The sequence below is a fragment of the Paenibacillus sp. FSL H7-0918 genome (genome assembly GCF_038007025.1).
GTDB classification, from domain to species: domain Bacteria; phylum Bacillota; class Bacilli; order Paenibacillales; family Paenibacillaceae; genus Paenibacillus_AQ; species Paenibacillus_AQ odorifer.
This window is the reverse complement of the sequence record NZ_JBBOWJ010000002.1, coordinates 211348-230162: the sequence shown is the minus strand read 5'-3', so window position 1 is coordinate 230162 and position 18815 is coordinate 211348. Positions and strand designations below refer to the sequence as shown.

14 protein-coding genes are annotated in these 18815 nt (G+C 43.9%); 10 read left to right on the top strand and 4 right to left on the bottom strand.

The genetic code is table 11. From position 1 onward, the window contains the following. Positions 1–55: 55 nt before the first annotated feature. From mltG to MHI15_RS14990, 8 genes are all read left to right on the top strand, one after another. Positions 56–1105, top strand: coding sequence for an endolytic transglycosylase MltG (mltG, locus tag MHI15_RS15025; protein WP_248547697.1), 1050 nt, complete (start codon positions 56–58; stop codon positions 1103–1105). Positions 1106–1161: 56 nt separating this feature from the next. Continuing rightward, on the top strand, positions 1162–2094 hold the full coding sequence (locus MHI15_RS15020; protein ID WP_076126299.1) for a peptidase U32 family protein: 933 nt from the start codon (positions 1162–1164) through the stop codon (positions 2092–2094). A gap of 99 nt (positions 2095–2193) precedes the next feature. Next, a complete protein-coding gene (locus MHI15_RS15015; RefSeq protein ID WP_036675585.1) occupies positions 2194–3525 on the top strand; it encodes a peptidase U32 family protein in 1332 nt (443 codons plus the stop codon). A gap of 319 nt (positions 3526–3844) precedes the next feature. After that, complete coding sequence (locus MHI15_RS15010; protein ID WP_248547696.1) at positions 3845–6031, top strand: methyl-accepting chemotaxis protein; 2187 nt, start codon at positions 3845–3847, stop codon at positions 6029–6031. A gap of 169 nt (positions 6032–6200) precedes the next feature. After that, on the top strand, positions 6201–8081 hold the full coding sequence (locus MHI15_RS15005) for a cache domain-containing sensor histidine kinase (protein WP_076277086.1): 1881 nt from the start codon (positions 6201–6203) through the stop codon (positions 8079–8081). A 22-nt stretch (positions 8082–8103) separates the two neighbouring features. Continuing rightward, complete coding sequence (locus tag MHI15_RS15000) at positions 8104–9414, top strand: ABC transporter substrate-binding protein (RefSeq protein WP_341088732.1); 1311 nt, start codon at positions 8104–8106, stop codon at positions 9412–9414. A 45-nt stretch (positions 9415–9459) separates the two neighbouring features. Beyond that, a complete protein-coding gene (locus MHI15_RS14995; RefSeq protein WP_339190192.1) occupies positions 9460–10524 on the top strand; it encodes a LacI family DNA-binding transcriptional regulator in 1065 nt (354 codons plus the stop codon). A gap of 71 nt (positions 10525–10595) precedes the next feature. Next, positions 10596–11156 (top strand): GNAT family N-acetyltransferase, encoded by a 561-nt coding sequence (locus MHI15_RS14990; protein WP_339190194.1) that lies wholly within the window; start codon positions 10596–10598, stop codon positions 11154–11156. Positions 11157–11218: 62 nt separating this feature from the next. On the opposite strand, the gene MHI15_RS14985 is transcribed toward MHI15_RS14990, so the two are convergent. The 4 genes from MHI15_RS14985 to MHI15_RS14970 all read right to left on the bottom strand — a co-directional run bounded on the left by MHI15_RS14985 (position 11219) and on the right by MHI15_RS14970 (position 15973). After that, the gene (locus tag MHI15_RS14985) at positions 11219–12121 is read right to left on the bottom strand and encodes a manganese catalase family protein (RefSeq protein ID WP_036675571.1); all 903 of its coding nucleotides are present in this window, start codon (positions 12119–12121) and stop codon (positions 11219–11221) included. Positions 12122–12614: 493 nt separating this feature from the next. Beyond that, positions 12615–13787 (bottom strand): glycoside hydrolase family 130 protein, encoded by a 1173-nt coding sequence (locus tag MHI15_RS14980; RefSeq protein ID WP_339190196.1) that lies wholly within the window; start codon positions 13785–13787, stop codon positions 12615–12617. Next, the gene (locus MHI15_RS14975) at positions 13787–15001 is read right to left on the bottom strand and encodes an AGE family epimerase/isomerase (protein WP_339190198.1); all 1215 of its coding nucleotides are present in this window, start codon (positions 14999–15001) and stop codon (positions 13787–13789) included. Before MHI15_RS14975 ends, MHI15_RS14980 begins: the two co-directional genes overlap by 1 nt. Before the next feature lie 21 nt (positions 15002–15022). Beyond that, complete coding sequence (locus MHI15_RS14970; RefSeq protein WP_341164558.1) at positions 15023–15973, bottom strand: glycoside hydrolase family 113; 951 nt, start codon at positions 15971–15973, stop codon at positions 15023–15025. Between the two features lie 296 nt (positions 15974–16269). Between MHI15_RS14970 and MHI15_RS14965 the strand changes: the two genes are divergently transcribed. Both MHI15_RS14965 and MHI15_RS14960 read left to right on the top strand, forming a co-directional pair. Further along, the gene (locus MHI15_RS14965) at positions 16270–17049 is read left to right on the top strand and encodes a response regulator (RefSeq protein WP_076126317.1); all 780 of its coding nucleotides are present in this window, start codon (positions 16270–16272) and stop codon (positions 17047–17049) included. A 319-nt stretch (positions 17050–17368) separates the two neighbouring features. Then, positions 17369–18736, top strand: coding sequence for an ABC transporter substrate-binding protein (locus MHI15_RS14960; protein ID WP_076134055.1), 1368 nt, complete (start codon positions 17369–17371; stop codon positions 18734–18736). The last annotated feature ends 79 nt before the right edge of the window (positions 18737–18815 follow it).

Here is an 18815-nt window from a genome sequence, read left to right as displayed (position 1 = left end):
TGAATTTTAGGCAATACACTTTTATACTTTATAGTCGGAAAGTGAGGAACCAGACTTGAAATCCGCAATCCGTACTGTGTTAATCATTATTCTTTTGCTGGTAGCAGCAGGAGGTGGGGGCGCATGGTACATTTGGAACGGGATGCAGCCGGTAGAGCCTGCAGGTCCTGCTGTAACATTTACGATAGAGAAGGGCATGGGAAGTGCGGAGATTGCTGATCTGCTTGAGCAAAATGGCATTATCCGTAAGAGTCTTTTTTTTAAGGGATATTTGAAATGGACTAAAGAAGGCTCTAGCTTCAAAGCAGGTACTTATATCGCTAAGCCCGGTGACAGCTATGATGAACTCATTGCAAGATTAAATGCAGGTGATGTAGTTAAGGAAGAAACTGTGGTCTTTACTATCCCCGAAGGATATACTGCTGAGCAGATCGCTAAGAAGCTCGCTGAAGCCTGGAATCAGGATGCGGCTACTTTTCTTGAAATTATGGATACTGGTGCAGGTTTGAAGGGGATTGATATTCTGGGTATCCCGCAGGATAAGAATCTACGCCACCGTCTTGAAGGATATTTATTCCCCGAAACCTATGAACTGGCCAAAGATAGCACGCCCCAGGAAGTTGTAGAAGCGCTTTTGGATCAGTTCCAGAAGAAGCTAGATACGATTCCTAACTGGCAGCAAAAGCTAGAAACGCGTGGATTGTCTCTGCATGAACTGTTGACCGTAGCTTCGCTGGTTGAGCGGGAAGTTGTGGTGGATAGTGAACGTCCGCTTGTGGCTGGTGTTATTTATAACCGCCTAAAGAAAGAGCAGAAGCTGGAGATCGACGCTACCGTTCAATATTTACTCAATAAGCAGAAGGAAAGACTTTTGTATAAAGATTTGGAAGTTGATAGTCCATATAATACGTATAAGAATATTGGACTTCCTCCGGGACCTATTAGTAATCCGGGGCTGGAGTCCATTCAAGCGGCACTCGAACCAGAAGCTTCTGAATATTACTTCTATGTGACCAAAAAAGATGGTACACAGGGCCATTTATTTGCTAAGACCTACAAGGAACATTTAGCCAATATCGAAAAAAGTAAGCAAGAATCGAAATAAACTATTAAAATGAAGAGTGGTGCGGTTGAAATAACCGTACAAGTAGGAGGTACAACATGACTAACAAACCGGAATTGCTGGTAACGGCAGCGTCCTTGGAGGAAGCTGCTGCTCTGCTGGATGCCGGAGCAGATGCGTTGCTCATTGGGGATGACCGTTTTGGGATGCGGCTTGCTGGACATTTCTCTCTGGAGGATACAGCGACTGTCGTAGAAATGGCACATTCGCGAGGCTGCAAAGTGTATGCAAGCTTGGGTGGGCTGATGTCCAACCGTCTGCTGGATGAGCTTCCTGCCTATGTGAAGGCTTTAGGTGAGCTTGGCATTGATGGTGTTGAATTCGGGGATCCAGCAGTGTTAACCACTGTGAAGAAAGAAGCGCCAGCAATGAAGCTGCACTGGAATGCGGAAATGACTTCCACCAACTATGCGACCGCGAATTATTGGGGACGCAAGGGGGCTTCTCGCGTTGTGCTGGCCCGTGAGCTGAATATGGATGAAATGACGGAAATGGTTCCGCTTTTGGAGATTGAGGCACAGGTGCAGGTTCATGGAATGACCAATATATACCATTCCAAGCGGAAGCTTGTTGAAAGCTATATGTCACATCAAGGCCGTCCTAGTGATGGAGGAAGTCTCGGGAAGGAACGCGGACTATTTCTGATTGAAGAAGAACGAGATGACCAGAAATTCCCGATTTATGAAGACGAGAACGGCACTCATATTATGAGCTCGGATGATATTTGTATTTTGGAGGATCTGCATATTCTGATGGCTGCAGGTATACACAGCCTTAAGATTGAGGGACTCTTGAAATCGATAGCGTATAACGTAACGGTTGTGAAGACTTATCGTAAAGCTATAGATCTTTATGCGGCTGATCCGGAAGGTTATGCCTTCAATGAGGAATGGATGGATGTAATCAGAACGGTGCAGGACCCTGAACGGGAGTTAAGCTTCGGATTTTTCTATAAAGAGCAAGTATATTAAGTTTGACAAAAATAAAGAGGTTATAGGTCCCCACGAAGATTAGGTACAGCATTTATAGCATGTGACTTAGCTTTGTGGGCGATGGAGGGGAGAACAGGAATGGGAACCATGACAAAGCCGCAATATAAGGGCAAACGTTACCGTCTGGACAAACCGGAGCTCCTCGCTCCGGCTGGTAATTTGGAAAAATTGAAGTTCGCAGTACACTATGGTGCGGATGCTGTTTATATCGGAGGACAACAATACGGCTTGCGTTCCGGCGCAGATAATTTCAGCTTTGAGGAAATGCGCGAAGGTGTTGAATTTGCCAAGAAATATGGCGCTAAGGTATTTGTTGCAACAAACATTTATGCTCACAATGAAGATGTCGCGGGAATTGAAGAATACCTGCGTAACTTATATGAAGCTGGCATTGCTGCTATTATCGTAGCTGATCCAATCATTGTAGATACAGCACGCCGGTTAGTGCCTGGTCTTGAAGTGCATTTGAGTACACAGCAGTCTACGTTGAACTGGCAAGCGGTGTCCTTCTGGAAGGAAGAGGGGCTTCCGCGTGTTGTTTTGGGCCGTGAGACAAGCCTGGAAGAGATCGCTGAGATTAAAAAACATGTCGACATTGAAATCGAAAGCTTCATCCATGGTGCAATGTGTTCCTCGTATTCGGGTCGTTGTGTTTTGTCCAACCATTTCACCGACCGTGATTCCAATCGCGGGGGCTGTTGCCAGTCTTGCCGCTGGAAATATGATTTGTTTGAGGATGCACGTCCGGAAGGGACTTGGGTGTCTGAGGAAGAGCAGGCTGAAGCGAAATCTCCAGCTCCTTTGCTTCCAGGGGTAACTCAGATTCCACTGCATCAGCAAGGAGATAATCCCTTCTCCATGGGCTCTAAGGATTTGTGTATGCTGGAAAGTATACCTGAACTGATTGAAGTGGGCATCGACAGCTTCAAGATCGAAGGACGAATGAAGTCAATCCACTATGTGGCTACTGTCGTTAATGCATATCGTAAAGCCATTGATGCTTATATGGCAGATCCGGAAGGGTATGAATTGAAGCAGGAATGGCTGGATGAGCTTAATAAAGCCGCTAACCGTCCGCTAAACACAGGATTCTTCTATGATACTCCGGATCATGAAGATCATATCTATGAGCCTGAAGAAAAAGCAGCTCCGTATGATTTTGCCGGACTTGTAATTGAATATGATGCTGAAAGTGGTACGGCACTAGTTCAACAGCGCAATCACTTTAAGCCAGGTCAGGAAGTAGAATTCTTTGGACCTAACGATACGTTCTTCAAGCAAACGGTTGGCGAAATATGGGATGAGAAAGGCAATTCGCTTGATGCTGCCCGTCATCCACTGCAACCTATTCGTATGAAGGTAGATCAACCGGTTGCATACTTTGATATGATGCGTAAGAAGAAGTTTTAATAAAAAACAGGGAAGCCTTTGGTCATCCAAGAGCCTCCCTGTTTTTCTTTTTGACAAAGCAAACAATAAGTTATATATATTAGGGATTAACAAATATCTCCAAGAGAGGAGGTGCAGCAAGCTATTTATTATGTTTAAACATACATAGGTTAAAAGTTGTAAAAAAAGTCTCGTAAAGCTAAGGAAAAAGACCTAATACGCCGATATATATATTGGTTAACGCTTTCATGCGTATTCTAATATTAGCGGGTAGGTGATCAAGATGGGGGATCCTGATCAAGATAGTATTAGTGAAAAGCATAATGAGAGAAGGTTTAGCATGAATAAAAAGAATAAGAAATCGGCGATCACAGGAAACAAGGAAACAAGCAAGATTGAAGGGGCAGTTAAGACACCTAAGTTTAATTTGAAGAATGGGATAGATTTGCGGGGACAGATCAAAAGAGTTAATCCTATGGAATCTGTTGGCGTGAAGATATTCCTGATATTTTTGTGTGCAATTGTAATTGTGGTAATGGCACTTGGACTGCTATCTTATTCAAAAGCCAAGAAGACAATTAAGAACAACGTATCGGAAGCCTACCGTCAGACTATTATTCAGACCTCAGAAAAGTTAGATATTACTTTGAAACAGTACGAGAACTTGGCTTTACAGCTTTATTTTGATGCGCAGATGCAAGAAGATTTGAAGTCTTTAGTGACTGCACAATCTTCCTATGAGAAATTTGAAGCTACAAGCGCAGTAAGTAAAAAGTTATCCAGTCAGATTACAACGGATTCTAATATTCTTAGTGTTTCTTTGATCCCGGAGTCGCCTGATCAAGATATTGTTACAAGTGGCAGTGGCGGCATTAAGTTAGATAACATAAGAGAACAAGAATGGTATAAGAAGATTGTCGACAACACTGCATCTTATGAATCCTACTATTCTAAAGGTGATGGTGATGCAGCCAAGAACATATGGTTCTCGACAGCTGTTCAAGGTGATGGAGACAAAAATATTGCTATGGCAAGATCTCTCAAAACCCTGGGCTCAGGTACAGGATACATAGTCATCCTTGTGTTGAAGAATACATTGCTGGAGGAATCATTCGCAAGTGTACAGCTGGGAGATGGCTCTCGAATTCAACTTGTCACTCCTGATGGAACCGTAGTAGCTTCTTCGGATTCAAAAGACGATGGTAAACCTTCAGAGTTCGCTTTTATTCAGGCAAGTAAAAAGGATAACAAAAGCTTGGATGAGAAGGATACAAACGGGAAAGAAATCCTTGCTGTCTTTAATCCAATGATCCGGGCGGATTGGAAGTTGGCAGGAGTAGTCCCAACAGATGAGCTAGTAAAAGAAGCACGTCCGATTCTGTTGACTACTTTTATTGCGGCTGCTGGTGCGGCTCTGCTAGCCATAGTAATCGGGATCTGGATGGTGCGTATGATTGCTCGCCCTCTAGCACGCTTGAAGGATCTTATGGTACAAGGTGCAGGTGGTGATCTAAGTGTACGTACAGAATATGTCTCTAAAGATGAAATTGGCCAGCTATCAGCTTCCTTTAACGTGATGATGGAGCGTATTACTGAGCTTGTATCGCAAACGACAGAAACCGCTCGGGATGTGCTGGAGACCGCTGGTGAGCTTGGTGAAGCCTCACGGAAGACAGCTATTTCTGCGAAGGAAATCGCAGCCGCCACGGAAGAAATTGCCGGTGGGGCAGGCAGTCTGGCGCTTGAAGCTGAACGAGGTAATGAGCTAACAGATGTGATTGCTACGCAAATGCAGACTGTAATATATGCCAACACTGAGATGGATGAAGCAGCACGTGGGGTTGGTGAAGCTAGTGCTCAAGGCGCTAAGCAATTAACTGACCTGCTGGATCAGACTAGCCGCACTGGAGAAAAAACAAGTGCACTTGTCGAACGTGTCAACCACCTGAAGGAGACAGTATTCTCCGTAATTAAGGTGTTGGATGTGATGAAGAGTATCACACAACAGACGAATATCTTATCGTTAAATGCAACAATAGAAGCCGCTCGTGCAGGAGAAGCTGGTAAGGGCTTCATGGTAGTTGCGGGTGAAGTGCGGCAGCTTGCTGACCAATCGAAACAATCTATTGCCCTTGTTGCTGGAATTACGGATAAGATCATGGCGGAAATGAACGAAACGGAAGCTGTATTATCCGAAGTAGCACCACTGTTTAAAGAACAAGTAAGCTCCGTGAAGAGTACAAGTGATATCTTCCTGTCCGTAAAAGGACAGATGGATGAATTCATAACAAGCCTGGAATCGGTGACGACAGCGATCAGCAGTCTGAATCATTCGCAAGGTGTGTTGTCAGAGGCTATGGGGAACGTTAGCGCTGTAGCTGAGCAATCTTCAGCAACTTCCCAAGAAGTAGCTTCACTCAGTAATGAACAGCAAAATGTAAGTGATCAACTCGTTTCATTATCTGGCAAGCTGGAAAGTGCTTCAGGTCAATTGAAGGACAAGCTGTCATTATTCACTATAAAATGAGTGGATTCATCACTAATTTCTAAATTGTTTACCTAACAAAACCGCTTCTTCAACATGAAGAGGCGGTTTGTTGTTGTGTAATGAAGAACTACACCGTATAATAACTTTGTTAGGTATTTGTTATAATTTAATAACAAGTTAGGTAAAAAGTATTAAGGAGAAGGACCAAATGAAAGGTAGACGCATCTCTGGCTGGTGGTCCGTTATCGGGGACATGAGCATGGAACGCAAGCTGCTCCTCGTCTTTTTAATTATCATTACCCTCCCGCTATCCTTCATCAGTGTATTTACCTTCAAGAGCTACTCAGAATCTATTCAGGGGAACACCATTGCTTATTCTGAGAAATTAATCGATCAAATGATGGATGGAGTAGACGATTATATCGAAGATATGAAGCGTATTTCATCTATGCCCGCCTATGTGAATGATATCAAACAGAATTTAATACGTTCGAACAACTACCATGAGCAGAAAAAGATTATGGGAGGCGCAACTGGGAGTGCTGCTTTGTCGCCCGGTGATTTTGATCTTCTGTTGTCCATTCAACGGGGGATAGAGGGCAACATTTCGTTTATTAACAATATTAAGCGAGGTGCGAACTCGGTTTATATTTTTGACGCTTACGGAAATGGTTATTATTCTGCGAAGGATGGTGGCGTACGACTTGATCTCGAGCAAAGCTATAAATACTGGAGCCAGCAGACTAAGGATTCCAGCGGAGAAGCATTATTGTTCGGTACTCAAGCGTATACAAGTAATCTGCAGAGCACCCGATATGCTTTTACCGTTGTTCGCAAAATCGTGGATGGCTTGTTAAATCCAATCGGGCTGATTGCGGTTGAAGCGAATATTAGCAATTTGGAGAATCAAGTTACGGAGCTGGATAAAGTCACCCATGGGAAGTCGTTGATTGTGGATGAGAAGGGAATGGTCATCTACGACAGCGACAAGAAGCTGCTGGCCACAGATATTTCTGATTCAGACTTGTTCAAAAGAGTTGGAGGCATTTCTGGAAGCTTTTATGATACAGTCAACGGAAAAGAGCGGTTGAATATTTACTCTGGCTCTACCAAAACCAATTGGAAGGTAATTATCTCTATTCCTGTTGATGTACTGATGCGTGATGTGAAGCTGACCCGTAATACAACACTTGCTGCTACATTAAGTATCATAGTACTGGCGTTAATTATTTCGATTATTCTTTCCGTTGCCCTTACTAAATCGCTGACTCAAATGATTCAATTGATGAAAAAAGTTCAGGGCGGCGATCTGGATGTGATGTTCAGAGTTAAACGGCGTGACGAAATTGGTCTGCTAGGGCATCAATTTAATCGTATGTTAGCCCGAATCAGGCAGCTAATTCAGGATATTTACCGCATAGAAGAACAGAAAAAGGAAGCAGAGCTTCATGCGCTGCAGAGTCAAATCAATCCTCATTTTATCTATAACACACTGGAGTCCATCCGAATGACCGCCGAGCTGAATGATGATGTCGAAGCTGCGGATATGATCTCTATTCTGGGCAAACTGCTACGGTACAGTACAAGTGATCTGAGTGGTAATACGACATTGAAGCAAGAGCTTGGGTATGTGCGTAATTACGTCGAGCTGCTGAACTATCGTTATCCTAACCGTTTTTTACTGGATATCGATGTGCCGAAGTCGTTAGATAATTACTCTATTATCAAGCTGGTCTTCCAGCCTATCATTGAGAATGCAGCTTACCATGGCTTAGATGATAATAAGCCGCAAATGCATTTAAGCATCCGCTGCGAGATTACAGAGCAAATGCTGTTGTTTCATATTAAAGACGACGGGATCGGAATGGATGAGAAGACTTTGGAGAAATTGAATGATGGGCTGCAGAACGAAAGTCCTCCTAAGAAAAGCATTAACGGGGGGATAGGCATGAAAAATGTACAGCAGCGAGTGCGTCTTCATTATGGAGCGGCATTTGGGATCCAGGTATATAGTGAGCTTGGACGAGGGACCGATGTTATTTTGTCGCTGCCATTACTGGAACAGGAATTAATTGGCTTACCTGAGTAACGAAATAAGAGGGGGCTGTCCGTTGAAGGGGTTGAAATTAGAATGGACTATGCGGACCATACTGTTACTTCTCTTAGTGTTATTGAGTAGTAGCTGTGCCAATAACAATAAGCAGACGGAATCCACTCCGCCTCCAGTTGGAGACGAGGTGAAGTCTGACTTGTCCGGCACCATAGTCATGATGACCAATCGAATAGATCTGATTGAGAACGGAACTTTTCAAGGATACGCGGACCAATTTAAACAGAGATACCCCGAAGCCAATGTGGAATTTGAAGGCTTGTCCAATTATGCAACGGATATTCTGGTACGGCTGTCCACGAAAGATGCCGGTGATGTACTGTTGCTTCCGGTGAATCTTCCGTCAAAGGAGCTGGATTATTTTTTCGAACCGCTGGATGAAGAAACCGCCGCTAGTGAGCGTTTCACCTCTTTTGCTACGTATAACGGCAAACGTTATGGGCTGTCCACGGGGACTACTACGGTTGGGATTGTCTATAATAAAAAGGCATTCGAAAAAGCAGGAATAGCTACTGTTCCTAAGACGCTGGATGAATTCTACGAAGCTTGTGCGAAATTAAAACAAGCGGGTATTATCCCCCTATATATGAATTATGGAGCCGTCTGGCCTTTACGTGAATGGGGAAACAGTTTGGTTAACTATATGACAGGTAATCCAGAGTATCTAAATAATATGGTAAATGAGGATAGCCCGTGGCAGCTTGATAATGAGTGGGGGAAATCAATTTCCATTGCTCGAACCTTAATTGGTAAAGGCTATGTTGAAGATGAACTATTCTCGAACAATTGGGAGATATCGAAGACTAAGCTAGCTAAAGGTCAAGCAGGGATGTATTTACTGGGAAATTGGACGATTGGACAAGTCCTTGATGTGGGGGCTGCCCCGGATGATATTGGATTCTTCCCGTTTCCGTATGATAATAGCAGTGCTCATTATGCGCCGATCAATCCAGATTGGTTCATGGGGGTTAGTAAATATACCAAGAACAAAGAGCTTGCTATGGCGTGGTTGAATTTTTTTGTGAAGGAGACTTCCTATCGAGATGATTGGGGATTTCTTCCGGCAGATGGAAGCTTGAATCCCTCTATGTCGCAGTATCGTGAGTTTTTATCTTATAAGCCTAAGCTACTCGATGCTACTGTACAAAGTGATGCGTTCATCGAGCTGGCGAATAGAGCCAAGCTATCCTTTTGGTCCGGGGATTATATTCAGGAGTTACTGGCTGCGCCTGATTTACAAAAGGCTTTTGACGAATTAAATGCAAAATGGAAGGAAGCGCGGGCAGGAGCGTCACAAACTTCTCAGCCTTAAAGTTAGTACTACATAAATTTGATGACATTCTCTGGAGGGTTATATATGGCTAAAAAGGTCACCATGCAAAAAATCGCTGATCATCTCGGCGTATCCAAATTCGTTGTCTCCAAGTCACTTTCGGGTAAGGGCGGCGTTAATGAGACGACAAGAGAACGAGTGATTCAAGCGGCATCGCAGCTGGGTTATTTTACGCAGAAAAATGCTTTTGTCCAAGGCATAAAACGCACCCCCCCGGTAGGTGGCGGGGATCGGAATAAGCAATCCGTGCTGGTGTTAATGCCGAATATTCGTTCTCAGACGCAGGATTCCTTGTATTGGGGAAAAATTGTGGATGGTATTGCGATTGCGCTGGATCAGGAAGGGCTTGGGATGGTCATTATCTCCGAGAACCGTGCGGATAATTTCGTTAATATTTTGAATCCCAATGGAATCCTTGGTTTGATAGGTGTGGGCCAAATCTCTACTTCCTTGCTGCTTGAGGTACACCGTATTGGTTTGCCGATGGTGTTGATTGACCATGAAGATCCGCTAATTCCAAGTGATACCGTGTTTGCGAATAATGTGGATTCTATGGCTCGACTTACGAATCATTTGATGGGCACAGGCCATACCCAAATGCATTTTATCGGCAATATTGGATTCTCACGCAGTTTCCGCGACCGGTGGATTGGCTTCCGGAGTGCGCTGGAGGAGAGCGGAATAAGACTGCCTTTGGAAGATGATGCGAATCTTTTTCTGGAAGGGGTGGAGGAAGACTTATTTCAGGAGGATTTTAAAAACTGGGTGAATAAGCGTAAAAAAGTCAAAACACTCCCGACAGCCTTGGTTTGCGCTAACGACTCCACAGCCCTTTCGGTCAGTGACATCCTCAAGGAAGAAGGGTTTAATATTCCGGAGGATATCTCGGTTACTGGCTTTGATAATATTGAGGATGCCTTAAGAGGCGTTCCACCGCTTACAACTGTTCATGTTCCTAAAGAAGCGATGGGCCGAGCCGCAGTGGAGAAACTTCTGAGCCGTATTCATAATCCTTCTGCACCGCTTGAGAAAATTCTTATTGCAGCGGATATTGTACATCGTGATTCCGTGGATAAGCCGCGAGACTAGAACTATGTTGATCTAAAAAGTATATAAAAGCCATGGAATCTAGTTTTGCTTGAGTAAGGGGGAGTTTAGTTATGACAGAATCAGTTGCCATGCCAAAGATTGAAGGCGAACAGATTCAACTACGCGGTGTGCAAGCATCCGATCTGGAGGCTTATTATAATTTTTTGCTTGATGTTGAGATGGGGCAATTAACAGGATCGCAAGAAGATTTCTCCCGTGAGCAGACGGCAGCTTGGATTCGTAAGATTAGTGTTCCAGCCGAGGATCGTGTGGATCTTATGATTATAGTAAAGGACACGGGTGAACTCATTGGAGAAGTGGTACTAAATGAAATAGATCCGGACAATCGTAGTGCAAATATCCGGATCGGCATTTGTGGGCATGAACATCGGGGTAAAGGTTACGGTACTGAAGCTATGATTCAAATGCTACGATATGGCTTTGAAACTTTGAAGCTGCACCGCATCCATCTCGGCGTATATACTTTTAACCCCAGAGCCGTTCATGTCTATGAGAAGCTTGGTTTTCAACGCGACGGTGTGGAGCGGGATGCTCTTTATGTAGACGGAGAGTTTCATAACATGATTATGATGTCCATGCTTGAAGAGGAGTTCCGCAGTTTGTACAATTAAAAAAAGTGAATCTAGGGTAAGGAAGATTGTAGGTAACTTCCTCACCAGATTCACTATGAATATTAGTCTGTAATATTTCCAGCCATTTTGAGGCGTTTGGCAATTTCTTTAAAGTCTTCGGGGGAGATTCCGGGAGCGAATTCCTCTTCGACTGCCGGAGCAACGGGGATCGGAAAGCCTTTAGGGGCTCCTTGAATAACTTCAAGCGGAAGATTATCCTCTGGGTGGGTTCCCTTCCAAATCTGATCGATGGCGCCGAAGTCACTTTCACTCCAGGTGTATAGCTTGGTATGCACGCCTTTTTCTTCATATTTTTTTGCTTCACTGAATGATTTATTATTTAACGAAGGAATCGGTACGAGCTTAGTTACATTAACACCTGTTGCCACTTCGATGGCTTTGGCATAAGCGACCACGTGGACACCACCACGGACTAAAAGGAATCCGACTACAGCGCGTGCAGCTGGATGGTCAGTCATTTCGTAGACCTTCATTTTATGTGTTCTGGCTCCGCATTCGAGGAAGAAGTTATGTAGCAGATCTTCCACTAGGTTTCCGCTATTAAAGACGTTTGCACCCGTCCACGGGTTCCCCGTTGAATCAAAAGGCATAGCCCCTTGTGCACCAGCCAGAAAGTGATAGGATAGACGCGCATCTTTTGCGGACCCTAGAGGGGTGGAATCGGGCTCTTTATAACTTGTTGACCCTCGAAGACATTTGTTGATGGCATGCGAAACCAGCTCGACATGGCCAAGCTCTTCCGCTGTTATGCTCATCACCAAATCATAAAAAGGCTTCAGTTTGTCTTTTGAACGGAAATTAAAGGATTGAAAGAGGTAATTGTTAAGGGTCGACATTTCTCCGAACTTTCCGCCAAGTAATTCCTGAACAGCGGCAGCAGCATTGGGATCGGGCTTCTCAACTTCAGGAATCTCAATCATGATTTCATCCATACGTTTGAACATTAATATCTCAGCCTCCTTGGAGTTAGGGGTTACTGACCTATTTTGAGCTTAATCTATAGGAATTACTCATGAATGGGCTGGAAAGTATGGATGTGCGTCATGTAAAAGGCTTTTTGTGTCGAAAAGGCAAACGGCAAATACTATCAAATACGCAATTAAAACCACAATCAAATACGCATAGTAACCTGCTAACGGACACAGCAGACCCTATATGCAGTATTATCCGATATTTACAATGCTAACGGACTCCAGCGCAGCTATCGGCCTAGAAAACGCCCCAAATGGGACTCTTTTCAGGGAATAGCGCCCCTGGAGCCCGAAAACTTACTTTGAAGGCTAAATACATGTGAATAGCGTCATCTGAGTCCTTAAGTTACTCTGGATGATTGATATTCGCTTGAAGCAAACAGTGAATGATCAAAACGCAGAGCAGCGATCCTCCTAATATAGGAGAATCGCTGCTCTGTTGATTTTTAGGGTTTATGAACTTTTTTTACAATGCTAAATTACGATCAATAAGAGCAATACGTTGCTGTACACAAGCATAAGAGCGAAGGGGATCCTCTGGAGTGTTCAGCACATAATCTAACATTTGGTCAACGGTAGTTGTAGCCACATGGATACGAGTGTCGGAGGAGGCGTAGTAAATATAGATTTCACCGTTATCAAGTGCAATCACGCCATTACAGAACACGACATTGGAGACATCGCCGACACGTTCTTCACCGTCTGGTGCGATGAAATGACCACCAGGTGAATGAGTAACTTTGTTTGGCTCATCCAGGTCAGACAAGAAAGCATATAGCACGTATCGGAGTCCAGCAGCTGTGTTGCGTACACCATGAGCAATATGCAGCCAGCCTTTTGCAGTTTTGATTGGAGCTGGACCTTGGCCATTTTTAACTTCCTTGATGGTATGGTAGTAGCGTTCGTCCATGATAGTCTCGCTGGTAATTACGGCATCTTCAATTGTATCCGAGAGTCCCCAGCCAATACCGCCACCGGAACCTGCATCGATAAAGCCATCTTGTGGGCGAGTGTAGAAAGCGTATTTTCCATCTACAAATTCAGGGTGTAGCACGACATTACGCTGCTGAGCAGAGCCTGTTTCGAGATCCGCCAGACGTTCCCAGGTCTTCAGATCTTTGGTGCGAACAATACCACACTGTGCTACTGCGCTAGAAAGGTCACCATGTGGAGCTTCTGGATCTTTGCGTTCTGTACAGAAGAGGCCGTAGATCCAACCATCTTCATGGCTAACGAGGCGCATGTCGTAGACGTTGATATCAGGAACTTCTGTCTCCGGCAGCACAACTGGATGATCCCAGAAGCGGAAGCCGTCCACGCCATTGTCGCTTTCTGCTACAGCGAAAAAAGATTTGCGGTCATTGCCTTCCACGCGAGCAACAAGATAGAATTTGCCATTCAGTGCAATAGCACCCGGGTTGAAGACGCCGTTGACGCCAATTCTTTCGGCAAAATAAGGGTTGGTATCTGGGTTAAAATCATAACGCCAGATTAAGGGCGCATGCTCAGCAGTTAGCAGTGGATGAGCATATCGGTCATAAATGCCGTTTCCATAAGGAAGCTTTTCGTTCTTGCGAGCGATCAGGGCTTCATAACGTTCTGTTAATTGTTGTTTGCGTTCTTGGAATAATGATGACATTAGACAGTCTCCTTTATAGTTGATTTCAGTCGTGCGATCATTTCGAAGCAGGCTCTGCTGTTATGATAAGGACATTTCCAGGCGCTAACCTTTGATCCGTGAGGCAGGGGCTGAAGGTTCTCGTCCACGCCCCAGTACCATTCACCCAGCTTGTGATCCACCATGTATTTATCGATAAAAGTCCAGGAGGCTTGGGCAGCCTCATTAAATTTGCTGTCACCAGTCAGCTGATAAGCATTATAGAATCCAACAACCGCCTCAGCTTGCGGCCACCAATCTTTATCTTTGCTCAGCAGCCCGCTTGGGTCAGCTTCATTCCATATCCCTCCATCGCTATCTATACCTTCCGCAAGAACGGCTTCTGCCATGGAGACAGCGACTGTTCGCACACGCTGCAGCAGCTGCTCTTCTCCAAGGGTTTCAGCAGCTTCCACCAGCAGCCAGCTTCCTTCGATGTCATGTCCGTAGGAGATAATATCTGATTTCACATTCCATGCTTCATCTAAGAAAAGATGAAAATGCTGGCCTTCCTGATCAATGATATGATCCAGCATCGTTTCGATTAGCTCAGTTAGCGTGCTCTTTAGTTCCTCCGACTTCCATACTCGATAGAGACCGGTATACGCTTCCAGAACATGCAGATGGGTATTCATAGATTTTTTTTCATTCATATCTTTGCTGCTGAGACTGAGGTTATCAGTGATTTGCCATTCCCGTGATAAAGCTTCGACATAACCTTTATAAATAGAATCATAGCCGTATTTTTCAACTAGCTGGAATAATTGAATCGCATCCTCTAAGACTTCTGGACGTCCGGTCGCATGGTAGAATTCAGCCAGTGCGTAGATAGCAAAGGATTGGCCATAGATCTGCTTTTTCTCTTGAGAAGGTCTGCCCTCAGCATCCACCATCCAGTATAATCCGCCATACTCTTTATCAATGAAGTGTTCCATCAGGTAGGTATAAGCACGTTCTGCCATCGCCAGATATTCCGGTTTACCGTAGATCCGGTAAGCGCTCGCAAAGGACCAAAGGATCCGGGCATTAAGCACAAGGCTTTTCTCTGCGTTAGGAGTAATGTTCAGCTGATTGTCGATTTCACCTACAAAACCGCCGTTTACTTCATCCTTCGTCTGTTTCATCCAAAAACTAAGAATATTATCCTGCAGCTCATCCTCAAGTTGGGTCAACCATAATTCTGGTGAATTAATCATTGTAATCAGTCACTCCTCACATTATTTGGTGATTTTTGAGGTGAAATATTCGTTGATGATCCCAGCGGCTTGCTTACCGTACATACAGTAATCATCATTCTGTGCTGCTTCTTCAATTGGATAAAGATGAGTAGGCCAATCCCAGAGCATAAAGCCCTGAACCCAATCTCTGTGCTCACAGCCTTGAAACATTGCCTGATAGAATTTACTTTGTTCTTCTTGACTTGGTTCGCCCTTTAAAGTCCAATCATTGGGAATCGCAGCGCTCCCGCTCCGGCTTGGGCAACCTGCTTCCATGAAAAAGAACGGCTTATTCTGTGAGCGCACCACTTGCTCAATCCGGTCGAGCTGAGCCTCCCAATCACTAGCTGGATAATACCCACTTGAAGAAATAACATCGAGCGCATCCCACCAGGTTACGTTATCCTCCTGATACTTATCGCAATTATAAGTAAGAATACCTGAGTAGACCTTCCGCACCTCAGCAATAAGCGAACGCCATTCGGCTTCGCGTCTATCCGTCTGTACAAGCTCACAGCCAATACAGAACATTTCACAGCCTGTTTCCTCAGCGATAGCGGCATAGTGCAGAATAAATTTAGTATAAGAGCTGAACCACTCAGACCATTTAGGCTCGCAAGGGACATCCTTATCAAAAAAGTTAATATGGGCACGCCAAGTTCCGTCAGCACAATTAACAATCGACTTCAGGCATACTTTTAGCTGCAGTGACTTCGCTTTGCTGATAGCCCATTTAACTTCTTCGTCGCTAACGGTTGGAGCCTCCCAGTAAGGGATTTCCGTAGAATGAGCGGTAGCTTGAAGCGCGCTGAGCGCAATGGCCGTCCAGTTCGCTCCGGTGACAGAGGACATTAATTCCAGCGAACACTCAGCTTCTTTTGTTGTCCATGAACCACGTCTACCCGAGAAACCCCAGGTTACGCCTGCAATGTATTCGTTGTTTAACATCATCGAGAATCCTCACTTTACACACAAAAATAGAAAAATTATCAATCTTCATTTTGTTAGATAGTTATTATCGTTTTGTTAGTTTATAATAACAACTTAATTTAGTTATATACTTTTTCGCAGATGATTTCAAGGACAATTTGTAGTTGAAGCTGGGAAATTTGAATAACTTTAGTTATAGTAAATATAAGACTATAAAAGGGCGCAATCGTACATTGACGTAATACATGGGGAGATACTATTCGTGATGATAGCGCAATCATAATAACTGGCGGATACAACTGGAGGGAATTACTCAAATGATAAATGTTATGATTGCGGACGACGAGGAAGTCATTCGCAGGGGGCTCGAAAAAATCACATCCAGAATGGAAATAGACGTACATGTAATTGGATCTTACGGCAACGGGTTGGAAGCCTGGGAACATTTAGAAAAGTTATCCCGGGAGGATATAGATCTGCTTATTACAGATATCAAAATGCCTAGAATGGATGGTTTTAAGCTGATTGAACAGGCTAGAGACCATATGGAGGATATCCCTATTGCTGTCCTTAGCGGTTTTAGTGAATTTGAATATGCCCGTCGAGCGATCCGTCATGGGGTGATGGATTATTTGCTTAAACCGATTGATAAGACTCAGCTATATGAACTGCTTAAGAGAGTAGAGGATGTAAAGAAAAAGACCGTGACGGAGCATGAGGAGATTTTCTCACAAGCTGCGGATGGTGGAGAACATTATGTAGTTGAGCAGACAAAAAGTATTCTGGAGAGAGAGTATGATCAGAACTTCGAGCTTGAACGTCTAGCGGAGATGGTGGGCATGAATGCGAGTTATCTCAGCCGTTTGTTCAAATTAAAGACGGGGCAGACGATCACAGACTATCTGATTCGGATTAGAATTTCTAAAGCAAAGGAACTGCTAATGGAGCATCCTGACCTGAAAAATTATGAAATTGCCGAGAAGGTGGGTTATAGCGATCCGGTATATTTTAATAAATTGTTCAAGAAAATGTGTGGTATGACACCTAAGGATTATAAAAGCGGCTGTAAATTCCCGAAAATTGAACGTGAGTTTTAGGCATATATAGGAAGTTATTTATTAGGAGGGCGAAAAGCTCTCTTTTTTTGTGGATGTTTTTATAAATTAGATAACAAAATTATTATAAGTAAAACAAAAATAACAAATACAAGACCAGAAAAAGCAATTGAAACCATCGTTTTGCGTCGAAAATAGATTTATAATGGATTTGTAAGCGATATCATCACTTGTTTTCAAGAGTAATTCAGATAATCCGGTATTAATGGCTACTCTTTCAAGTTATGAGTGATGATAAAAGTTATTATTTTTGTTATTTACCTAAAACTAGAGTTGAATTGAAGAGAGGGGTCGTAACAGCATGAAAAAAGGCAAAACAATGATGGGCTTGATGGCACTAACACTTGTGGCGGGATTGTTTAGCGGTTGTTCCTCAAACAACAACACTAACAATGAAGCTGCTAAAAACACAGGAAACAATGGTTCTTCAGCAGAGGCAACTGCTCCAGCTGATGGTACAGCAGCTAAGGATATCAAAGGGGATATCACAGTCATAACGCAAAGAACAGATATTGTTGATACCGTATTCAAAGAGTATGCGGCTAAATTCAATGAGAAATATCCTGATGTAAAGGTGAACTTTGAAGCGCTCGCTACTTACGAAGATCAAATTAAAATTCGTATGAGCACTAGTGATTATGGCGACGTTCTTTTGTTACCTACTAGCATAGCTGTAAAAGATATTCCTGATTTCTTCGAACCCCTTGGCAAGCTTGAAGAAATGAGCAAACAATACACAGGGTTGGAAGAACGTGCAGTAGACGGAGTTGCCTATGGTATTCCGATGACCATCAACTTTAACGGGATTATCTATAACAAACAAGTCTTCAAAGATGCCGGAATTACAGAGGTTCCCAAAACCCCTGAACAATTCTTGACTGCCCTGCAGACTATTAAAGACAAAACACAAGCTGTTCCTCTTTACACAAATTACGCAGCAGGCTGGACATTGACACAATGGGAAGCGGATCTGGCTACAGTAGCTGGTGATCGTGATTATGTAAACATTGCTCAAGTGGCTAGCGACGACAACTATGTAGCGGGTCAACCACACTATGAATTGTACAAAATTTTGTACGATGCAGCACAAAAAGGTTTGATTGAAGAAGATCCAACTACAACAGACTGGGAATCTTCCAAAGCTGATCTGGCCAACGGAAAAATTGGGACTATGGTGCTTGGATCTTGGGCAATTGGCCAAATCAAAGGCCTGGCTACAAATCCAGACGATGTTGGATTTATGCCTTTCCCAACCAATGCGGATAAAATCCTTGTGCCGCTTGCTGGGGACTACAATCTGGGTGTCAGCGTGCACAGTAAAAACAAAGAAGCTGCTAGAGCTTGGGTGGATTGGTTCATCAACGAATCTAACTACCCTACAACTGAAGGCGGCGGTATGAGCCCGGCTATCGGTGCAGAGCTTCCAGAAATCCTGAAACAATATGAAGGTACAGATGTAACCTTTGATACTCTTGCTCCTGCTAAAGCTGGCGAAGAAGGCTGGTCTGATGAAATCGACAAACAAGCTGAGATCGGTGCTTGGCAGCCAGACTTCAAGAAACGGATTATTGAAGCAGCGATTGGCAACAGAAAAGAATCCTATGATGACATCATGAAGGACCTGAACGACAAGTGGAAAGCCGCTCGCGCTAAAGTCACAGCACAGTAACAACTATAAGCTTCTTAGATGCTATAGGCGGTAGTGAATGTGGGAGGGGATATGCTAACAAGCATTTCCCCCTTCACAT

Bases quoted from the DNA above. Each gene is read 5' to 3' on its own strand.
- MHI15_RS15015 (WP_036675585.1), top strand. From the start codon at position 2,194: ATGGGAACCATGACAAAGCCGCAATATAAGGGCAAACGTTACCGTCTG.
- MHI15_RS15005 (WP_076277086.1), top strand. From the start codon at position 6,201: ATGAAAGGTAGACGCATCTCTGGCTGGTGGTCCGTTATCGGGGACATG.
- MHI15_RS14965 (WP_076126317.1), top strand. From the start codon at position 16,270: ATGATAAATGTTATGATTGCGGACGACGAGGAAGTCATTCGCAGGGGG.
- MHI15_RS14980 (WP_339190196.1), bottom strand. From the start codon at position 13,787: ATGTCATCATTATTCCAAGAACGCAAACAACAATTAACAGAACGTTAT.
- MHI15_RS14970 (WP_341164558.1), bottom strand. From the start codon at position 15,973: ATGATGTTAAACAACGAATACATTGCAGGCGTAACCTGGGGTTTCTCG.
- MHI15_RS15010 (WP_248547696.1), top strand. From the start codon at position 3,845: ATGAATAAAAAGAATAAGAAATCGGCGATCACAGGAAACAAGGAAACA.
- MHI15_RS14985 (WP_036675571.1), bottom strand. From the start codon at position 12,121: ATGTTCAAACGTATGGATGAAATCATGATTGAGATTCCTGAAGTTGAG.
- MHI15_RS14975 (WP_339190198.1), bottom strand. From the start codon at position 15,001: ATGATTAATTCACCAGAATTATGGTTGACCCAACTTGAGGATGAGCTG.
- MHI15_RS14990 (WP_339190194.1), top strand. From the start codon at position 10,596: ATGACAGAATCAGTTGCCATGCCAAAGATTGAAGGCGAACAGATTCAA.
- MHI15_RS15020 (WP_076126299.1), top strand. From the start codon at position 1,162: ATGACTAACAAACCGGAATTGCTGGTAACGGCAGCGTCCTTGGAGGAA.
- MHI15_RS14960 (WP_076134055.1), top strand. From the start codon at position 17,369: ATGAAAAAAGGCAAAACAATGATGGGCTTGATGGCACTAACACTTGTG.
- MHI15_RS14995 (WP_339190192.1), top strand. From the start codon at position 9,460: ATGGCTAAAAAGGTCACCATGCAAAAAATCGCTGATCATCTCGGCGTA.